Genomic DNA, 18,646 nt, shown 5'->3' with positions numbered 1-18,646 from the left:
AACAGGAGAGTTGGCGAGGAGGGGTAAGCGATGCGTCCGGCGATGAGCGGGCAACTGGCCGCGGAGGCCGCGCCACCGAGACCGGGCCATGCTGGCCGCGCCGGACGCGAGAAAGTTGGCCTTAGAGCGACTTGATCGTGCCTTTCGGGAGGATAGTCGTGACAGCAGCCTTCTGGATGGTGATTTCCGTGCCTTCCGAAATTTCAACACCAACGTACGCGTCCGTCACCTTCGTGACCTTGCCGACAATCCCGCCGTTCGTTACCACTTCATCGCCCTTTGCCATGGCAGACAGCATGTTGCGATGTTCCTTCTGACGCTTCATTTGCGGACGAATCATGATGAAATACAGCACTGCAAACATCAAAATGAGCGGCAAAAAGCTCATGATGCTCGACTGGGCGCCATCTGCGCCGCCGCCGAAGGCTTTGGAAATAAAATCCACGTCGGTCTCTCCGTTATAACGATCAGAAAATTAGCCCGCTATTCTATCACCGGGCTACGCAAGCCAAGCGCGGAATGCGCTTTGTGATCAAGCTGTTAAAGCGTTGCGTAAAGCAATTGTAATGTTTCTTGAGCCGATGGCCGATTCAAGAGCTGCACGTCAGCCATCCGGTCAGTCAATTCCGCGTGCGCGATCCTCTTTAAACTGCTTCACGAATGCGTCAAACGCGTGATTTTCGATCGAATCGCGGATCTCCTGCATGAGTTGCAAGTAGTAGTGCAGGTTGTGAATCGTGTTGAGCTGCGAGCCCAGGATTTCGCCCACGCGATGCAAGTGATGCAGATAACCTCGCGTGAAGTTGCGGCAGGTGTAGCAGCCGCAGGTTTCATCGAGTGGCTTCAGCGAGTTCTTGTGGGCCGCGTTGCGGATCTTGACGTCGCCGAAACGGGTGAACAGCCAGCCATTGCGGGCGTTGCGGGTCGGCATCACGCAGTCGAACATGTCGACGCCCGAGACTACGCCCGCCACCAGGTCTTCCGGCGTGCCGACGCCCATCAGGTAATGCGGTTTATCGGCGGGAAGCTTCGGGCCGATGTGCTCCAGCACCCGCATCATGTCTTCCTTCGGTTCGCCGACGGACAGGCCGCCAATCGCGAAGCCATGGAAGCCGATGTCCGCGAGACCCGCCAGCGATTCATCGCGCAAATCTTCGAACATGCCGCCCTGGACGATGCCGAACAGCGCGTTCGGATTTTCACCTTTGGCGAATTCATCGACCGAACGCTTGGCCCAGCGCATCGACATGCGCATGGAGTCGGCCGCGTCCTGATGCGGCGTGGGCACGCCGTTGGTCGCGTACGGCGTGCATTCGTCGAACTGCATCACGATGTCCGAATTCAGCACCTTCTGGATCTGCATCGAGATTTCCGGCGATAAAAACAGCTTGTCGCCATTGATGGGCGACGCGAACGTGACGCCATCTTCGGTGATCTTGCGCAGATCGCCGAGTGAAAAGACTTGAAAACCACCGGAGTCGGTGAGGATCGGGCGCTGCCAGTTCATGAATCGATGCAACCCGCCATGGGCGGCAATGGTTTCGAGCCCCGGGCGCAGCCACAGGTGGAACGTGTTGCCGAGGATGATCTGCGCGTTCATCTCCTCGAGCTCGCGCGGTGCGACGGCCTTGACCGTTCCGTATGTGCCCACGGGCATGAAGATCGGCGTTTCGACTACACCGTGGTTCAAGGTGACGCGGCCGCGCCGCGCCTGGCCGTCGGTGGTGATCAGCTCGAACTTGAGGCCGTTCGCGGGTTGGGCCGGTGCTTCGATCGTATCGGCGGGGTTGCTTGTTTCGGACATTCAAAAGCTCCTGTGCCACCGGAGGCCGCTTTGCATGGGGCCGGAGTAAGGCACTAAAGTGCCAACTCCGGATCGGCAAGTCCGGCGCAGTGTTCGTGAGTTTAGTCGCGGCCACGGTCGTAGCTGGCGCGTTTTAATCATTCTTGCTTCAAGGTTTTTCGCGTGGCCCGCGGCGCTCTTTAGGCCACCGCTTGCCGCGTGAGCAGCATGGCATCGCCGTAGCTGAAAAACCGATACCGCTCCTGAATCGCATGCGCATATGCCGCGCGGATCGCGTCCATGCCGGCGAACGCCGAAACCAGCATCATCAGCGTGGATTTCGGCAAGTGGAAGTTCGTCACGAGCCGGTCGACCACCCGGAATTGATACCCCGGCGTGATGAAAATGTCCGTCTCGGCGCTGGTTTGCGCGAGCGGCCGGCCAGCAAGGGCCGCGTCGCGGGCGGCGGCTTCGAGCGCGCGCAGCGAAGTCGTGCCGACTGCGATCACCCGGTTTCCCTGCGCTTTCGTCGCGGTTATCTTGTCCGCGAGTTCCTGCGGCAGCCGATACCATTCGCTATGCATCTTGTGTTCCGCGAGGTTCTCCACGCGCACCGGCTGGAACGTGCCCGCGCCCACGTGCAGCGTCAGCGTCGCGCGTTCCACGCCGCGCGCGTCGAGCGCGGCAAAGAGCGCCGGGTCGAAGTGCAGGCCCGCCGTGGGCGCCGCGACCGCGCCGGGGTTGGCTGCGTAGACGGTCTGGTAGCGGGTTTCATCGAAGGAATCGGGATCGTGCTCTATATAGGGCGGCAACGGCAGGCGGCCGTATTGCTCGATCAGCGTCAGGCAATCGGCGGGGAAATGCAGCGTGTAGAACGGTTCCACGCGCTCCCCGACCGTGACCTCGAAGGCATCGGCGAGAACCAGTTTCGTACCCGGCAAGGGACTTTTGCTTGCCCGGATCTGGGCGAGCGCGGTGGTCGCGCCGGTCAGGCGCTCGACCAGCACCTCGATACGGCCACCGCTGGCCTTTTGGCCGAGGAACCGCGCCTTCAGGACTTTGGTATCGTTGAAGACAAGCAGGTCACCGGGTTCGAGCAGGTTGGGCAATTCGGTGAAATGGCGATCGGTGAAAGCCGCGGTCGCGGCGCGGTTATCCACGTCGAGCAAACGGCTCGCGCTGCGCTCGGTGAGCGCCGTTTGCGCGATCAGCTCGGGCGGCAGATTAAAATCGAAGTCGGAAAGCGTGAACATGGGGAAAGCAGGTCGATGCGCGATGAAACGCGCGTTATTTTGGCCAGGCATTTGGCAAGGCGGCGCGGGTAGGCGCGGATTCAGTCCGTTAATGCGGTTTCGCGGGCAGGCTCTCTGATGGACCGCTGCGACAGCTCAAATAGCGGCGCGGCCTCTCGATATCCACTGGACCGCCCCGGGAAGCCGTTGTTTTCGCCGCTGCGTCCTGTGCCGGTCGATAGGCGGAAACACCCTTGCCGGCTGCATGTTCGGGCGCTGTAACGAACCCACGTGTGCCGCGCGGCGAGCGGATGATGAGAGCATCGCCGTGCCGAACGAAGCCCATATTGTACTTTGAAGAGATTAGATGCCCTTGCCCGACCGCCGTTTGCTCGCTGCTCCCGACGCCCAAGACGCTCCCGATGCAGCCGGTGAACCCGACGCGCCTGTTCAAAAGCGCAAGCGTTCGCGCTCGGGCGGCGCGAAAACGCTCGCGAATCTGGAGATCGCCGAGGACAAGGTCCAGCCCTTGAAACCCGCCGCGGCGCCACCCAAACCAATCGATAAACTCGCCAAGCTCGGCCTGAAATCCGATATCGATCTCGTGCTGCATCTGCCGATGCGCTATGAGGACGAAACCAGCATCACGCCGATCGGCCATCTGATTCCCGGCGACAACACGCAGACCGAAGGCGTGGTGTTCGACAACGAAATCGCGTACCGGCCGCGCCGGCAGTTGCTGGTCAAGATCCACGACGACGCCGGCGACGAACTCACGCTGCGTTTCCTCAATTTCTACGGCTCGCAGGTCAAGCAGATGGCGATCGGTGTGCGCCTGCGGGTGCGTGGCGATGTGCGTGGCGGTTTTTTCGGCATGGAGATGGTGCATCCGGCGGTGCGTCCGGTGGATGAAGACACGCCGCTGCCGCAAGCGTTGACGCCGGTGTATCCGAGCACGGCGGGGGTGTCGCAGGCGTATTTGCGCAAGGCCATCGACAACGCGTTGTCGCGGGTTCATCTGCCTGAGTTGTTGCCGGAGAAAATTGCCCGGGCGCATCTGCAGCCGCTGCATGTGCCCGCGTTGCTCGATGCCGTCAAAACGCTCCATCACCCGCACGCCGATTCCGATGAAAACGCGTTGATCGACGGCACGCATCCGGCGTGGACGCGCATCAAGTTCGAGGAATTGCTCGCGCAGCAATTGTCGCTCAAACGCGCGCATGAAGAGCGCCGTACGCGCGCCGCACCGGTGATGCCGCGCTTACAGAACGTGCCGGAATCGCTGGTCGCGAGGTTCCTCAATACGCTGCCGTTCAAGCTGACCGGTGCGCAGGAGCGCGTGTGCGCAGAAATATCCGGCGAACTCATGTTGCCGCATCCCATGCAGCGTCTGTTGCAGGGCGACGTGGGCAGCGGCAAGACGATCGTGGCGGCACTGGCTGCCGCGCAAGCTATAGATGCCGGTTATCAGGCCGCGTTGATGGCGCCGACCGAAATCCTGGCCGAGCAGCACGCGCGCAAGCTGCGAACGTGGCTCGAGCCGCTTGGCGTGACGGTGGCATGGCTCGCCGGCAGTTTGAAAGCGAAGGAAAAACGCGCGGCGCTGGAAGCGGCGGCATCGGGCGCGGCACAACTGGTGATTGGCACGCACGCGATCATTCAGGACGCGGTGGAGTTTTCGCGGCTGGGTTTTGTGATTGTCGATGAACAGCACCGGTTTGGCGTGGCCCAGCGGCTTGCGTTGCGGGCCAAGGCGCATAACGCAGCGGATGGCGTGAACAACTTCCAGCCGCATCAACTGATGATGTCGGCCACGCCGATTCCGCGCACGCTTGCCATGACGTATTACGCGGATCTGGATGTATCGACTATTGATGAATTGCCGCCAGGGCGCACGCCCATCCTGACCAAGCTCGTCGCCGATAACCGCCGGGAAGAGGTGATTGCCCGTGTGCGCGAAGCGGCGTTGACCGGGCGGCAAGTGTATTGGGTGTGTCCGCTGATCGAGGAAAGCGAGACGCTGCAATTGCAGACGGCGGTGGAGACCTGCGAAACACTCGTTGCCGCATTGCCGGAGTTGCGCATCGGGCTGGTGCACGGGCGTTTGCCGCCGGCGGAGAAAGCCGCTGTCATGGACGCGTTCACGCGCGCCGAGGTCCAGTTGCTGGTGGCAACGACGGTGATCGAAGTGGGAGTGGACGTGCCGAACGCCTCGCTGATGGTGATCGAACATGCGGAGCGCTTTGGCCTGGCGCAGCTTCACCAGTTGCGTGGCCGTGTGGGGCGGGGCAGCGCGGCTTCCGTGTGCGTGCTGATGTACGCCGGGCCGTTGTCGCAGACGGCGCGCGCTCGCTTGCAGACCATGCGCGAAACCACCGACGGCTTCGAAATCGCCCGTCGCGACCTGGAGATTCGCGGCCCCGGCGAGTTCCTTGGCGCGCGGCAGTCGGGTGCGGCGATGCTTCGGTTTGCCAGCCTGGAAAACGATGGCTGGCTGATCGAACCGGCGCGCACGGCGGCCGACGAGATGCTGGCCCAGTTCCCTGAGGCGGTCACGAACCATCTGGCGCGATGGCTTGGTGCGCGCGAGCAATACCTGAAAGCTTGAAAGGGGTTTCTTGTTCGCACGGTGCGGATTTGCGGGATCGGGCGAGGCGGCCCCTGTACGCCCCCGCGCGCGAACGAAACATTCCGCTCACGGGTGCGAACGAAACGCCGTTCATGAACTCCAAAAGCCACCGCGGGTTGGCGAATCCCGCCGACGGGTGTATAAGTCAAATCCTATCGATTCAACGACTCTGATTGGCCCCTAATGACCTTAACCGAATTGAAGTACATCGTTGCGGTGGCGCGCGAGCGGCATTTTGGCCGTGCGGCCGAGGCGTGTTTCGTGAGTCAGCCGACCTTGTCGGTAGCAATCAAGAAGCTGGAAGATGAACTGAACGTGCAGATTTTCGAGCGCGGCACCAGCGAAGTCAGCGTTACCCCAATTGGCGAACAGATCGTCACGCAAGCGCAGCGCGTCCTGGAACAAACGCTCGCCATCAAGGAAATCGCCAAGCAGGGCAAGGACCCGCTGGTCGGGCCGCTGCGCCTTGGCGTGATCTACACCATCGGGCCGTATCTGTTGCCCACGCTCGTCAAGCAGATGATCAAGCGCGTTCCGCAGATGCCGCTGATGCTCCAGGAAAACTACACGCTCAAGCTGATCGAACTGCTGAAGCAGGGCGAAATCGATGTCGCCATCATGGCGCTGCCGTTCCCGGAAACCGGCCTGATGGTGCGCCCGCTATTCGATGAACCCTTCGTTGTCGCCATGCCGGCGGGCCATCCGTGGGAAAACCGCGCGAAGATCAATGCCGACGACCTGAAGCTGGAAACCATGCTGCTGCTGGGTAGCGGCCACTGTTTCCGCGATCATGTGCTCGGCGTGTGTCCCGAACTGATGCGCTTTTCGCAGAGCGCGGATGGCATCCAGAAGACGTTCGAGGGGTCGTCGCTGGAAACCATCCGGCACATGGTTGCAAGCGGCGTTGGCATTACCGTGCTGCCGCGGATGTCGGTGATGGAAGTGAAACCGCACGCGGGCGGCGTGGACGCCGGCCTGCTGAGCTACGTTCCCTTCGACGACCCCATTCCAGACCGCCGCGTCGTGCTGGCGTGGCGCAAGAGTTTCACGCGGATGCCGGCCATCGAGGCCATCTGCGACGCAATCGCCGCCTGCAATATTCCTGGCGTTACGCGGCTAGAGTTGCCCGCCGCAGTCAACTAATCCTTTCCTGGCTGGATTTAGCTCGTACCGCGTCCAGCATGGGCGCGGATTTCGGCACCATTTTCCCGCTCCTTTCAAGCTGCGCGCACTCCGCGAATGTGCCTGGCCTATCGAATAGATTAAATTAATTGAATTCGATAATCAGATAGTCTTTGCTATTCTCACCTCCATGGATCGACCCGATCCACCCAGAACATCACCGGAGGAAGCCATGACGCTGATCGCCCGCCAGGCCACGCAACTCACTGCGACATTTCGCGAAGCAAAAGGCGTTGTGGTTGAAGTGCTGGCCAGTTTCGCCAGCACTTGCTGAGCTTCCCCGACATAACGTTTCGTCGCCAGACAAATTCCACGGAGTAATCGATGAGCAATCGCATCCTCACCACCGCCGCAGGCGCGCCGGTTGGCGACAACCAGAATTCGATCACCGCTGGTCCGCGTGGTCCGATCGCCCTGCAGGATTTCTGGCTGATCGAAAAGCTCGCGCATTTTGACCGCGAAGTGATTCCCGAGCGCCGTGTGCACGCCAAGGGGTCGGGCGCATTCGGTACGCTCAAGATCACGCACGATATCTCCCGCTTCACGAAAGCCAAGGTATTTGCGGAAGTCGGCAAGCAGACGCCGTTGTTCATGCGCTTTTCGACCGTTGCCGGCGAGCGCGGCGCGGCTGACGCCGAGCGCGATGTGCGTGGTTTCTCGATCAAGTTCTACACGGAAGAAGGCAACTGGGATGTGGTCGGCAACAACACGCCGGTGTTTTTTATCCGTGATCCGCTGAAGTTTCCTGACTTCATTCACACGCAAAAGCGTGATCCGTACACGAATATGCGCAGCAACGTGGCGGCGTGGGACTTCTGGTCGCGGCATCCGGAATCGTTGCATCAGGTCACCATCCTGATGAGTGATCGCGGGATTCCGAAGAGCTACAGGCAGATGCATGGTTTCGGCTCGCACACGTATTCGTTCATCAACGCGAATAACGAGCGTTTCTACGTGAAGTTCCATTTCAAATCGCAGCAGCCGCTCGAGAATTTCACCGATGCCGAAGCTGCAGCCGTGGTCGGCAGCGACCGGGAAAGCGCGCAGCGTGACTTGGTGGATAACATCGATCGCGGCGATTTCCCGAAGTGGAATTTCCGCATCCAGGTGATGACGGAAGCGGAAGCGGCGACGTACCGCATGAATCCATTCGATGTCACCAAGGTGTGGCCGCACAAGGATTTCCCGCTGATCGACGTGGGCACGATCGAGTTGAATCGCAACGCCGGCAACTATTTCGCCGATGTCGAGCAGGCTGCTTTCACGCCGGCGAACGTGGTGCCGGGTATCGGCTTCTCGCCGGACCGCTTGCTGCAAGGACGCTTGTTCTCGTATGGCGATGCGCATCGGTATCGTCTTGGCATCAATCACCATCAGATTCCGGTGAATGCGCCGAAGGCCGCCGTGCAGAACTCGTTTCATCGCGATGGCGGCATGCGCGTCGACGGCAATAGCGGCGGCCGCGTGAACTACGAGCCGAATCGGTTCGGCGACTTTGCGCAGGACGCGAGCGTGAACGAGCCGGCATTGGCAGCAGGTGCGGTCGAGCGTTATGACCATCGTGAAGACGGGGACTACTACAGCCAGCCGGGCGCGCTGTTCCGCCTCTTCGACGACGCGCAAAAGCAGCGCTTTTTCGGCAACATCGCGCGGCATATTTTCGGCGTGCCGAACGAGATCGTGGCGGTTCAGGTCGAGCACTTCCGGCGCGCTGACCCGGCGTATGCGGCAGGTGTTGTCGCGGCGCTCGCGGTGTTGGGCCAGAAGCTTGAAACGGTCGACGCGGATGCTGAAGCGGCAATGAAGTAAGCAGGGCGGGACGCGTTTTCAGAAAGCGCGCCCCCTTTGATTTGACACGCAGGACTCAAAGGAGAACGACGATGACACGAGCGATCATGACACTCGAACGGGCGGTGAGCGGTATTGAGACGACGAGCCTCAATGCGTCGCGCGGCGTCCGGCTCGCGATCGGTTTTGGCATTGTCGCGGCGAGTTACGCGGTGGTGATTATCGAAGGACTGCATGGCGTTGGTTTCGCCGGATTGTCCTGAAAGCGCGTCGTCACGACGCACCCGATAACCGCTCTGACCCGCCTCCATGGCGGGTCGCGCCGCGTTTCTAAGATAAACTCACGAACGCTTGGCGGCCCCGGCAGCAGCATTGGCCGGGTCGCTTGCATTGTTCGTATCACTCTCACGGAGTCACTATGGCGAAGAAAATCGCATCACCGGCTGTGAACATCGGTATCAGCGACAAAGACCGCAAGAAGATCGCCGAAGGTTTGTCGCATCTGCTAGCCGATACGTACACGCTGTATCTCAAGACGCACAATTTTCACTGGAACGTCACGGGGCCGATGTTCAACACGCTCCACCTGATGTTCGAGGGGCAATACACGGAACTGGCGCTGGCTGTGGATTCGATCGCAGAACGTATTCGTGCGCTGGGTGTGTACGCACCCGGCAGCTATCGCGAATTCGGGAAGCTGTCGTCCATTCCTGAAGCCGACGGCATCCCGGCCGCGGAAGAGATGATCCGCCAGTTGGTGGAAGGTCAGGAAGCGGTTGTACGCACGGCGCGTGCAATTTTTCCGCTGACCGATAGCGCCAACGACGAACCGACGGCCGACCTGTTGACGCAGCGCATGCAGATTCATGAGAAGACGGCGTGGATGTTGCGCGCGATGCTGGGGCAGTAAAGATTTGATGTGATCGCCGGTGCATTGAGCACGGCGAATTGAATAGAGGAAGCCCCGCGTTCGGTCGAGCGTGGGGCTTTTGGTTTTTTTGGGGCAATCCGGAAACGAACCGCAAATCGCCGCTGCCTTAAAATACCGTTACCGCCAATTGCCGCCGACCGTCGCCATGCTCGCTCGCCTTCCGCTCTATCTCCGCCTCGTCCGCATGGACAAGCCCATCGGCAGCTTGCTGCTGCTGTGGCCAACGCTCAACGCGTTGTGGATCGCATCGAGCGGTCGTCCATCGCCCATGCTCTTGCTGATCTTCGTGCTCGGCACGCTGCTCATGCGCTCGGCCGGTTGTGCAATCAACGACTACGCCGACCGCGACTTCGATAAACACGTGAAGCGCACCGAAAATCGTCCGATCACGTCCGGCAAGATTGCCGCGTGGGAAGCGGTGGCGTTGGCGGCGGCGTTATCGCTGATTGCGTTCCTGCTGATCCTGCCGCTCAACACGCTGACGAAAGAACTCTCGGTGTTCGCGTTATTTGTGGCGGGCAGTTATCCGTTCACCAAGCGGTTCTTCGCGATTCCCCAGGCGTATCTGGGTATCGCTTTCGGCTTCGGCATTCCGATGGCCTTCGCTGCCGTGCAAGATCACGTGCCGCCGCTCGCATGGATCATGCTCGCCGCGAACGTGTTCTGGTCGGTAGCCTACGACACCGAATACGCGATGGTCGATCGTGACGACGACATCAAGATCGGCATCCGCACGTCAGCGCTGACATTTGGCCGGTTCGACGTAGCGGCCATCATGCTGTGTTATGCCGTGACGCTAGGGATCTATGTGTGGATCGGCCTGACGCTGGCGTTCGGGGCGCTGTACTGGATTGGATGGGTGGCCGCGGCGGCATGTGCCATTTACCACTACACGCTGATCAAGAACCGCGAGCGCATGCCGTGCTTCGCCGCGTTCAAACATAACAACTGGCTGGGTGGGGTGTTGTTCGCGGGTATCGCAGCGCATTACGCGTTCATGCGGTAGCGCGTTCGTCGTTACCGCAACGGGGCGTCTCTTTTAGCGTTCCGCGCAATGCTTGGCAGCATGCATTTGCCGAGGATGCGTGGACGTCAGGCTTTGCCCAACTCCTCACCCATTTCCTTCGCTCTCGCATCCGCTGCCAACGCGCCGCGAACAATGGCATCCTTCACCCCCTGGGCATCGAAGGAAGCCAAGGCCGCTGCCGTCGTGCCGCCTTTCGACGTCACGCGTTCACGCAGCACGCTTGCCGGCTCACCCGATTGCGCCGCCAATTGCGCCGCGCCGGTGAATGTCGCCACCGCGAGCGCGCGGCCCTGCTCCTCGTCCATGCCAAGTTGGCGCGCCGCTTCCTGCATTGCTTCGATGAAATAGAACACGTACGCAGGGCCGCTTCCGGATATGGCGGTGACGGCGTCAATCTTCGTTTCGTCGTCGAACCAGACGCTTTGACCTACCGCTTCCAATACCTTGGACGCCAGAGTCTTGCCTGCTTCATCAACCCCGGGCAACGCGGCCAAACCCGTCACGCCCATGCCGATCAACGCTGGCGTATTCGGCATGGTGCGTACGATCTGCGTATAACCTCCGAGCCAGCGCGACAGGTCGGCGGCGCGAATGCCGGCGGCAATACTGATTACTAGCTGCTTCGATAACACCGGCCGAAGCGCACCGGCGACGTCCTTTAGAACCTGCGGTTTCACGGCGAGCAGGATTGCATCGTAGTCCGCAAGTTTCGAGTCGATAGACGCACCCGTCGCAACGCCAAACTCCTTCGCAACGCGAGCGCGTGCTTCCTCCCCGAGATCGACGACATAAAGATCCGCCGCCACCACGCCACGCTTGATCAAACCGCCAATAAGCGCGGACGCCATGTTGCCGCCACCAATAAACGCAATTTTCATAGTGAATTCATCAATCAAGTCAGTGAGAGTAATCGCGCGCGCCGAAGATGGCCGTACCAATACGAACCATTGTCGCGCCTTCCAGGATTGCCGCTTCCATGTCCGCCGACATGCCCATGGAAAGCGTGTCGAGCTCAAGCCCGTCCGCGCGTAACGCTTCCATGAGTTCACGCAGACGCCGATGTGGCGCGCGTTGTTCATCAAGCGTTCCGGCCGGTTCGGGAATGGCCATCAAACCGCGCAGCGTGAGATTGGGTAGCGCGGCAATGGCATGAGCAAGCGTCAAGGCCTCGTCCGGCACAACGCCGCTTTTCGACGCCTCACCGCTCACGTTGACCTGCAGACATACGTTGAGCGGCGCCAAATGGTTGGGCCGCTGTTCGCTGAGACGCTGAGCAATCTTGAGGCGATCGACGGAATGTACCCAATCAAAATTCTCGGCGACGATCTTCGTCTTGTTCGACTGCAACGGTCCGATGAAATGCCACTCGATCTCGCGGCGCGACTCCGTCAGTTCGGTAATCTTCGCGACAGCTTCCTGCACGTAGTTTTCGCCGAACGCACGTTGCCCGGCGTTGAAGGCGGCGCGAACATCTTCCACCGGAAATGTCTTCGACACCGCAAGCAACGCGACCGAAGACGGATTGCGCGAAGCGTCAGCCGCTGCTTTCGCGATGCGCTGACGGACTTCGTCGAGATGACGGGCTATGTGAGAGGACATGGGATCGGACGCCGCAGCAATAGAAGCAGAGACCCGATTATACGGACGCGGCGGCGCAACGCAGTCAGCGCGCGCCAGCGTTAGCCATACACCAGATGTTCCACCAGCTGGATCCAGTGCACGACAGGCGTGGACGTGCCGCTTTGCAAGTGCGCGATGCAGCCGACATTCGCCGACACGATCATCTGCGGTTCGAGTTTCTCGAGCGTGTCGAGTTTCTGGTCGCGCAACGCGTACGAGAGTTTCGGCTGCAGCACCGAGTACGTTCCAGCCGAGCCGCAACATAAATGGCTGTCGGCGGGAAGATGTACCTCTATGCCCAGCGCCGTAAGCAAGTTCTCCACGTGGCCGCGGATCTGCTGGCCGTGCTGCAACGTGCACGGTGGATGGAACGCGACGGTGTGGACGGCGCGCCGTCTTGCCATCGCGGTCAGTTCGTCCTCGTATTGCGGCAGGATCTCGGACAGGTCGCGGGTCAGGTCCACAATCCGCGCGGCCTTCTCGGCGTAGGCCGGATCGTTACGCAGCAAATGCGCGTATTCCTTGACCGTCGCGCCGCAACCGGACGCGTTCATCACGATCGCCTCCACGCCGTTCTCGACGTACGGCCACCATGCGTCGATGTTCTTGCGCACGTCGTCCAGCGCCTCGCCGTTGTAGCCGAGATGCAGGCGGATCGCGCCGCAACAGCCGGCGTCGGGAGCGGTCAGGATCTGGATGCCCAAGGCATCGAAGACCCGTGCAGTCGCTATGTTGACGTTCGGCATCATGGCGGGCTGAACGCAGCCGGCGAGCATCAGCATCGTGCGCTTATGCGTGCCGGTTGGCGGTTCGAGCGGCCGTTGCGCGACCGGAATCTTGGTGCGCAAGGTTTTGGGCAGCAGCGGCCGGAACTGCTGGCCGAGTTTCATCGCGGGCGTGAAAAGCTTGCTGTTCGGCAGGAAGTTGGCGAGCAGTTTGCGTTGAACACGCTGGCCAAATGGCCGCTCCACTTTCTCTTCCACCACCTTCCGGCCGATCTCCACCAGCCGTCCATACTGCACGCCCGAGGGGCACGTGGTCTCGCAATTACGGCACGTAAGGCAGCGATCCAGATGCAGTTGCGTACTGCGTGTGACGGGCGCGCCTTCCAACATCTGCTTGATCAGATAGATCCGGCCGCGCGGGCCGTCGAGTTCATCGCCCAATATTTGATACGTCGGGCACGTCGCCGTGCAGAATCCGCAATGCACGCACTTGCGCAGGATGGCCTCGGCCTCTTCGCCATCGGCGGTGTCGCGCATGAAGTCGGCGAGGTTGGTTTGCATTGCGTGTGTCTTCGTTCAGAAGTCGGGGTAGAGGCGGCCGCGATTGAAAATGCTCGCGGGATCGAATGCAGCTTTCAGCCCGCGATGAATCTTCATCATCGGAGCAGGCAAGGGCGTGAAGACACCCGCGTTGCGGTCATACAGGGTGCCGGAACGGAAGATGGTCGCATGGCCACCGGCCTGTTTGGCACTGATGCGCACGGTTTGCGGATCGGCGTCCGTGATCCACCAGCGCTGCGCGCCGCCCCATTCCATCAGGTGCGGGCCGGGAAGATGCATCGGTTCGGCAATCGATGGCAACGACAGCCGCCACAAAGCGGACTTCGGCGGCAGCACGGCGAAGAACGGATCGGATTGTTCGCGCAAACCGTGCCAGAAACGTTCGGCTTCGACCGCGTCCACCACTTCGCCGCCCAACGATGTCCGTGCCGCTTTTACCGCAGCTTCCGCGCCGCCCAGGCGCAACGCCAGCGTGTGGTCACGCCAGGCGCTGCCGGTCAGCGGCAACGGATGGCCGCTCCATTCATTGAGCTTGCGCACGGCGTCCGTGTCGTTCATCTCGAACTTGAGCGTGGCTTCGGCAACGGGTTTCGGCAGCACTTTCACCGATATCTCCAGGATCAACCCAAGCGTACCGAGAGACCCCGCGAGTAGCCGCGAGACGTCATATCCCGCCACGTTCTTCACCACTTGCCCACCGAAATGCAGCACGTGGCCCTGGCCATTCATCACCACCGCACCGAGCACGAAGTCGCGCGGCGCGCCGGCCGCGGCGCGCCGCGGGCCGGCGAGCCCCGCGGCGATGCAGCCGCCGAGCGTGGCATTGAGCCCGAAGTGCGGCGGCTCGAACGGCAGCATCTGGCCGCATTCGTCCAGCACCGCTTCGATCTCGCTAAGCGGCGTGCCGGCTTTCGCGGTGATCACGAGTTCGGCCGGGTCGTATTCGATAATCCCGCGATGCGCCCGCGTATCGACTATCTCGCCTTGCAGCGCCTGCCCGTACCAATCCTTCGTGCCGCCGCCGCGAATCCTTAGCGGGGTGTTGCTCGCCGTCGCGGCGCGTATACGCTCGGACCAGTTCGCGACAATGTCTTCCTCTGTCATGGTGTCCCGCGTTTTATGGCTCTTGGGTCAGTGTATCGGCGTGTTCCCGCACGGCCACTCGTATAAACGTGGATACGTGCGGGCTTGAACGCCCGGACAACCGCCGATTCTTCAAAGGGACATTAAAGAGACGCTGAAGGGGACGTTATCTGCACGTAACGTTTAGAGGCGTCGCCTAAACACGCCGCTCAAAAGCGTGGAATCTCCGGATGCGGTAGCAAGCCGCCGCGAATATGCATTTTCCCGTACTCGGCGCAACGCGCACGCGTCGGGATGCCTTTGTCGGGATTGAGCAGGCCGGGGGGATCGAAGGCGCGCTTGATCGCGTGGAACGTATCGCGTTCTTCGGGCGAAAACTGCACGCACATGGAATTGATCTTTTCGATACCCACGCCATGCTCGCCCGTCACCGTTCCGCCCAATTCCACGCAGGCTTCCAGGATGTCGCAGCCGAATGCCTCTGCCCGGTGCCATTCGTCGAGATCGTTGCCGTTGAAGAGAATCAGCGGATGCATGTTGCCGTCGCCGGCATGGAAAACGTTCATGCAACGCAGTGCGTACTTTTTTTCCATCTCTTCAATGCGCGCCAGCAACGGCCCGATCTGGCGGCGTGGCACGGTGCCGTCCATGCAGTAGTAATCGGGGGAAATACGGCCGGCAGCCGGAAACGCGTTCTTGCGGCCGGACCAGAACTTCAGCCGTTCGGCTTCCGAGCGCGAGATCTGGATGCGGTTCGCGCCGAATTCGCGCAGCACGGCCGTCATCCGCACAATTTCCTCCATGACTTCGTCCTGCGTGCCGTCCGATTCGCACAGCAGGATCGCCTTGGCGTCGAGGTCGTAGCCCGCCTTCACGAACTCTTCCACAGCGCGGGTCGCGGGTTTGTCCATCATCTCGAGCCCGGCGGGGATGATGCCGGCCGCGATGATCGCCGCGACCGCGTTGCCGCCTTTGACGACGTCGTCGAAGCTCGCCATGATCACCTGGGCTGTTTGCGGTTTCGGGATCAGCTTGACGGTGATCTCGGTGACGATGGCGAACATGCCTTCGCTGCCGATCAGCACCGCCAGCAGGTCCAGCCCCGGCGCGTCAAGACTGAGCGAACCGAACTCAAGAATATCGCCTTCCATTGAGACGGCACGCACCCGCAACACGTTGTGGCACGTCAGGCCGTACTTGAGGCAGTGGACGCCGCCTGAGTTCTCGCTGACATTGCCGCCAATAGTGCAAGCGATCTGCGATGACGGATCGGGTGCGTAGTAGAGCCCGAACGGGGCCGCCGCTTCAGATATGGCGAGATTGCGCACGCCCGGCTGGACCGTGGCGGTGCGGGCGTACGGGTCGACTTCCACGATCTTGCGAAAGCGCGCAAGCGATACCACGATCCCATGCCGGATTGGCATGGCGCCGCCCGACAGGCCCGTGCCCGCGCCACGCGGGACGATAGGCACGTCGAGCCGCGCGCAGATCTGCACGACGCGCTGAACCTGCGCTTCGGTTTCGGGCAGCGCGACCGCAAGCGGCAGGCGCCTGTATGCCGCGAGCCCGTCGCATTCGTAAGCAGCCGTATCTTCCTCGCGATACAGCAGGCAATGCGTCGGCAGCACGGCCATCAACGCCTGGACCACTTCACGCTGACGCTGCGCCAGCACTTCAGGCGAAAGCTCGGCGGGTGCGTTCATGTCTCCTCCCGGCGGTGTTTGTGCTCTGGAGCAGTTCCAAAAAGCAGAGCATTGATCTTGCACCTGCGCGTGTCTGTCGTCGATTGGGCTAATTACGGGGACGGAGCATGTTTATACGCCACCGCGTTGTTCGGGCGGGGCGCTCACCGTTCAGTTATCCGGGAATAACCGGCCCGCGTTCGCTCAGGCGTCGTACGAGAAAATCTTGCCCGGGTTCATCAGGTTTTTCGGATCGAGCGCATGTTTGATCGAGCGCATCACGCTGATGGCGTCCTCGCCGTGTTCGTCGATCAGGAAACCCATCTTGTGCAGCCCGACACCGTGTTCGCCGGTACACGTTCCGCCCATGCGCAGCGCGCGTTCCACGATCCGGTGATTGATCCGCTCGGCTTCTTCCAACTCCTCGGGCCTGGCCGGATCCAGCAGCATGGCGACGTGGAAATTGCCGTCGCCGACATGGCCGACGATCGGGCAGGGCAGCGTGCTGGCCTTCAGGTCCTGCTCCGTTTCAATCACGCATTCGGCCAGCCGCGAGATCGGCACGCAGACGTCCGTGGTCACGGCGCGGCTGCCGGGCTTCAGTTGCAGCATCGCGAAATAGGCGTTGTGACGCGCGTTCCACAGGCGGCTGCGGTCTTCCGGGCGGGTTGCCCATTCGAAATCGGTACCGCTGTTTTGTGCGACGATTTCCTGCACCGTTTCCGCCTGCTCCTTCACGCTGCTTTCCGTGCCATGGAATTCGAAGAACAGCATGGGCGATTCGCGGAAGGTGAGGTTCGAATGGCGGTTGATCGCGCGCACGGCAAGCGAATCCAGGAACTCGACACGGGCCACGGGAACACCCATCTGGATGGTCTCGATAGTGGCACGCACGGCGTCTCCCATCGACGGAAATGCGCAGACGGCCGCCGATACCGCTTCCGGTTGCGGATAAAGCCGCACGGTGATTTCAACGATCACGCCGAGTGTGCCTTCCGAGCCCACGAACAAACGTGTGAGGTCGTACCCGGCCGACGATTTGCGCGCCCGTGTACCGGTCTTGATGACGCGGCCATCGGCTAACACGACGGTGAGGCCAAGCACGTTCTCGCGCATCGTGCCGTAGCGCACGGCGTTGGTACCCGATGCACGCGTTGCCGACATCCCGCCAATGCTCGCGTCCGCGCCTGGATCGATGGGGAAAAACAGCCCGGTGTCCTTCAGCGCTTCGTTCAACTGCTTGCGCGAAATGCCCGGCTGCACGGTGACCGTCAGGTCTTCAGCATCGATTGACAGCACCTGGTTCAAGCCAGACATATCGATGGATACGCCGCCCTGTACTGCCAGCAAATGACCTTCCAGCGACGACCCGTTGCCGTACGGAATGACCGGCACATTGTATTCGGCGCAAAGCCGGACCACGGTCTGGACCTCTTCTGTGCTGATCACGAAAACGACAGCGTCGGGCAGTTGAGGATCGAATGGCGATTCGTCGCGGCCGTGATGTTCGCGGACTGCGGCAGTGGTCGAGACGCGTTCGGCGAACGCGGTTTTCAGCGCGTCGAGCAGGGCGGCGGGGAAGGCGCGGCGCACTGCCAGCGGCGGGACGGGATGGTTCACGGCATGTCTCCGGACATCGGTGTGATGGGATGTTGGGATGTTGGGATGCACTGGATTTCGCATCGAAATGCGGGAATCGTGCGTTTTATGTATTCATTTTACGCCGATAGCCCACATCGAGCCCGCCTTGAGCCCGCCTGCGGGCGGAACTCCCGCGTTGCCTATAATGAGCGCGAGCGCGGACTGGCGTTCCGGGTTATCTGGAGAAGATCATGGGCAATCGCCTGAGCAAGATATCGACGCGCACCGGCGACGACGGCACGACCGGCCTCGGCGACGGTAGCCGCGTGCAGAAGGACGATGCACGGATCGCGGCTATCGGCGATGTCGATGAACTGAATTCGCAGCTTGGCGTGTTGCTGTGCGAACCGCTTCCGGACGAGGTGCGCGCAGCGTTGTCGGCTATTCAGCATGATCTCTTCGATCTCGGCGGCGAACTCTGCATTCCCGGCCATTCGATGATCGAGAAGTCGCATCTTGCTCGTATCGATGAATGGATCGCGGAATACAACGCGACCTTGCCGCCGCTCAAGGAATTCATCCTGCCGGGCGGATCGCGGGCGGCGTCGCTCGCCCATGTGGGGCGGACGGTATGCCGGCGCGCGGAGCGCTCGATTGTTGCGCTCGGCCGGGTGGACAAGATCAACGCGGCGCCGCGTCAGTATGTGAATCGGCTGTCCGACCTGCTGTTCGTGCTGGCCCGCGTATTGAATCGCGTGGATGGCGGAACGGACGTACTGTGGAATCACGAACGGAAAGTCTAGGACAGGGCGTGTTCGGTAC

At 61.3% G+C, this 18,646-nt stretch carries 16 protein-coding genes; 7 read left to right on the top strand and 9 right to left on the bottom strand.

Annotation, left to right across the window (positions count from 1 at the left end; all coding sequences use genetic code 11):
* Positions 1-121 precede the first annotated feature (121 nt).
* The 3 genes from yajC to queA form a co-directional block, all read right to left on the bottom strand.
* Positions 122-445, bottom strand: a complete 324-nt coding sequence (gene yajC, locus ABH944_RS00725; RefSeq protein WP_062091715.1) for a preprotein translocase subunit YajC — start codon at positions 443-445, stop codon at positions 122-124.
* Positions 446-616: 171 nt separating this feature from the next.
* Entirely contained in the window at positions 617-1,804 is a 1,188-nt protein-coding gene (gene tgt, locus ABH944_RS00720; protein WP_404603947.1) for a tRNA guanosine(34) transglycosylase Tgt, read from the bottom strand.
* A 179-nt stretch (positions 1,805-1,983) separates the two neighbouring features.
* Positions 1,984-3,036 carry a tRNA preQ1(34) S-adenosylmethionine ribosyltransferase-isomerase QueA gene (queA, locus tag ABH944_RS00715; protein ID WP_404603946.1) on the bottom strand — a complete coding sequence of 351 codons (1,053 nt, stop codon included), beginning with the start codon at positions 3,034-3,036 and terminating at the stop codon, positions 1,984-1,986.
* A 346-nt stretch (positions 3,037-3,382) separates the two neighbouring features.
* On the opposite strand from queA, the gene recG reads away from it, so the two are divergent.
* The 6 genes from recG to ubiA all read left to right on the top strand — a co-directional run bounded on the left by recG (position 3,383) and on the right by ubiA (position 10,551).
* Positions 3,383-5,623 carry an ATP-dependent DNA helicase RecG gene (gene recG / locus ABH944_RS00710; RefSeq protein WP_404603945.1) on the top strand — a complete coding sequence of 747 codons (2,241 nt, stop codon included), beginning with the start codon at positions 3,383-3,385 and terminating at the stop codon, positions 5,621-5,623.
* Between the two features lie 204 nt (positions 5,624-5,827).
* Positions 5,828-6,787 carry a hydrogen peroxide-inducible genes activator gene (locus tag ABH944_RS00705; protein ID WP_062091719.1) on the top strand — a complete coding sequence of 320 codons (960 nt, stop codon included), beginning with the start codon at positions 5,828-5,830 and terminating at the stop codon, positions 6,785-6,787.
* A gap of 363 nt (positions 6,788-7,150) precedes the next feature.
* Positions 7,151-8,635, top strand: a complete 1,485-nt coding sequence (locus ABH944_RS00700; protein ID WP_404603944.1) for a catalase — start codon at positions 7,151-7,153, stop codon at positions 8,633-8,635.
* Positions 8,636-8,706: 71 nt separating this feature from the next.
* Positions 8,707-8,877, top strand: coding sequence for a hypothetical protein (locus ABH944_RS00695; RefSeq protein ID WP_404603943.1), 171 nt, complete (start codon positions 8,707-8,709; stop codon positions 8,875-8,877).
* A 155-nt stretch (positions 8,878-9,032) separates the two neighbouring features.
* Positions 9,033-9,524 (top strand): Dps family protein, encoded by a 492-nt coding sequence (locus tag ABH944_RS00690; protein ID WP_062091721.1) that lies wholly within the window; start codon positions 9,033-9,035, stop codon positions 9,522-9,524.
* A 166-nt stretch (positions 9,525-9,690) separates the two neighbouring features.
* Positions 9,691-10,551: a 4-hydroxybenzoate octaprenyltransferase gene (gene ubiA, locus ABH944_RS00685; RefSeq protein ID WP_404603942.1), complete on the top strand. Its 861-nt coding sequence runs from the start codon at positions 9,691-9,693 to the stop codon at positions 10,549-10,551.
* A gap of 86 nt (positions 10,552-10,637) precedes the next feature.
* On the opposite strand, the gene proC is transcribed toward ubiA, so the two are convergent.
* From proC to ABH944_RS00655, 6 genes are all read right to left on the bottom strand, one after another.
* On the bottom strand, positions 10,638-11,450 hold the full coding sequence (proC, locus tag ABH944_RS00680; RefSeq protein ID WP_404603941.1) for a pyrroline-5-carboxylate reductase: 813 nt from the start codon (positions 11,448-11,450) through the stop codon (positions 10,638-10,640).
* Positions 11,451-11,469: 19 nt separating this feature from the next.
* Positions 11,470-12,171: a YggS family pyridoxal phosphate-dependent enzyme gene (locus ABH944_RS00675; RefSeq protein WP_404603940.1), complete on the bottom strand. Its 702-nt coding sequence runs from the start codon at positions 12,169-12,171 to the stop codon at positions 11,470-11,472.
* Positions 12,172-12,251: 80 nt separating this feature from the next.
* The gene (gene glcF, locus ABH944_RS00670) at positions 12,252-13,478 is read right to left on the bottom strand and encodes a glycolate oxidase subunit GlcF (protein WP_404603939.1); all 1,227 of its coding nucleotides are present in this window, start codon (positions 13,476-13,478) and stop codon (positions 12,252-12,254) included.
* A 15-nt stretch (positions 13,479-13,493) separates the two neighbouring features.
* Entirely contained in the window at positions 13,494-14,582 is a 1,089-nt protein-coding gene (gene glcE, locus ABH944_RS00665; RefSeq protein ID WP_404603938.1) for a glycolate oxidase subunit GlcE, read from the bottom strand.
* Positions 14,583-14,770: 188 nt separating this feature from the next.
* The gene (locus ABH944_RS00660; RefSeq protein ID WP_404603937.1) at positions 14,771-16,264 is read right to left on the bottom strand and encodes an FAD-linked oxidase C-terminal domain-containing protein; all 1,494 of its coding nucleotides are present in this window, start codon (positions 16,262-16,264) and stop codon (positions 14,771-14,773) included.
* Positions 16,265-16,447: 183 nt separating this feature from the next.
* Positions 16,448-17,863, bottom strand: a complete 1,416-nt coding sequence (locus ABH944_RS00655) for an FAD-binding oxidoreductase (protein ID WP_404603936.1) — start codon at positions 17,861-17,863, stop codon at positions 16,448-16,450.
* A gap of 212 nt (positions 17,864-18,075) precedes the next feature.
* On the opposite strand from ABH944_RS00655, the gene ABH944_RS00650 reads away from it, so the two are divergent.
* Positions 18,076-18,627 carry a cob(I)yrinic acid a,c-diamide adenosyltransferase gene (locus ABH944_RS00650; protein ID WP_404603935.1) on the top strand — a complete coding sequence of 184 codons (552 nt, stop codon included), beginning with the start codon at positions 18,076-18,078 and terminating at the stop codon, positions 18,625-18,627.
* The last annotated feature ends 19 nt before the right edge of the window (positions 18,628-18,646 follow it).

Source organism: Caballeronia udeis (assembly GCF_044909315.1).
Classification (GTDB): Bacteria; Pseudomonadota; Gammaproteobacteria; order Burkholderiales; family Burkholderiaceae; genus Caballeronia; species Caballeronia udeis_A.
This window is presented reverse-complemented; position numbering and strand designations above follow the sequence as displayed.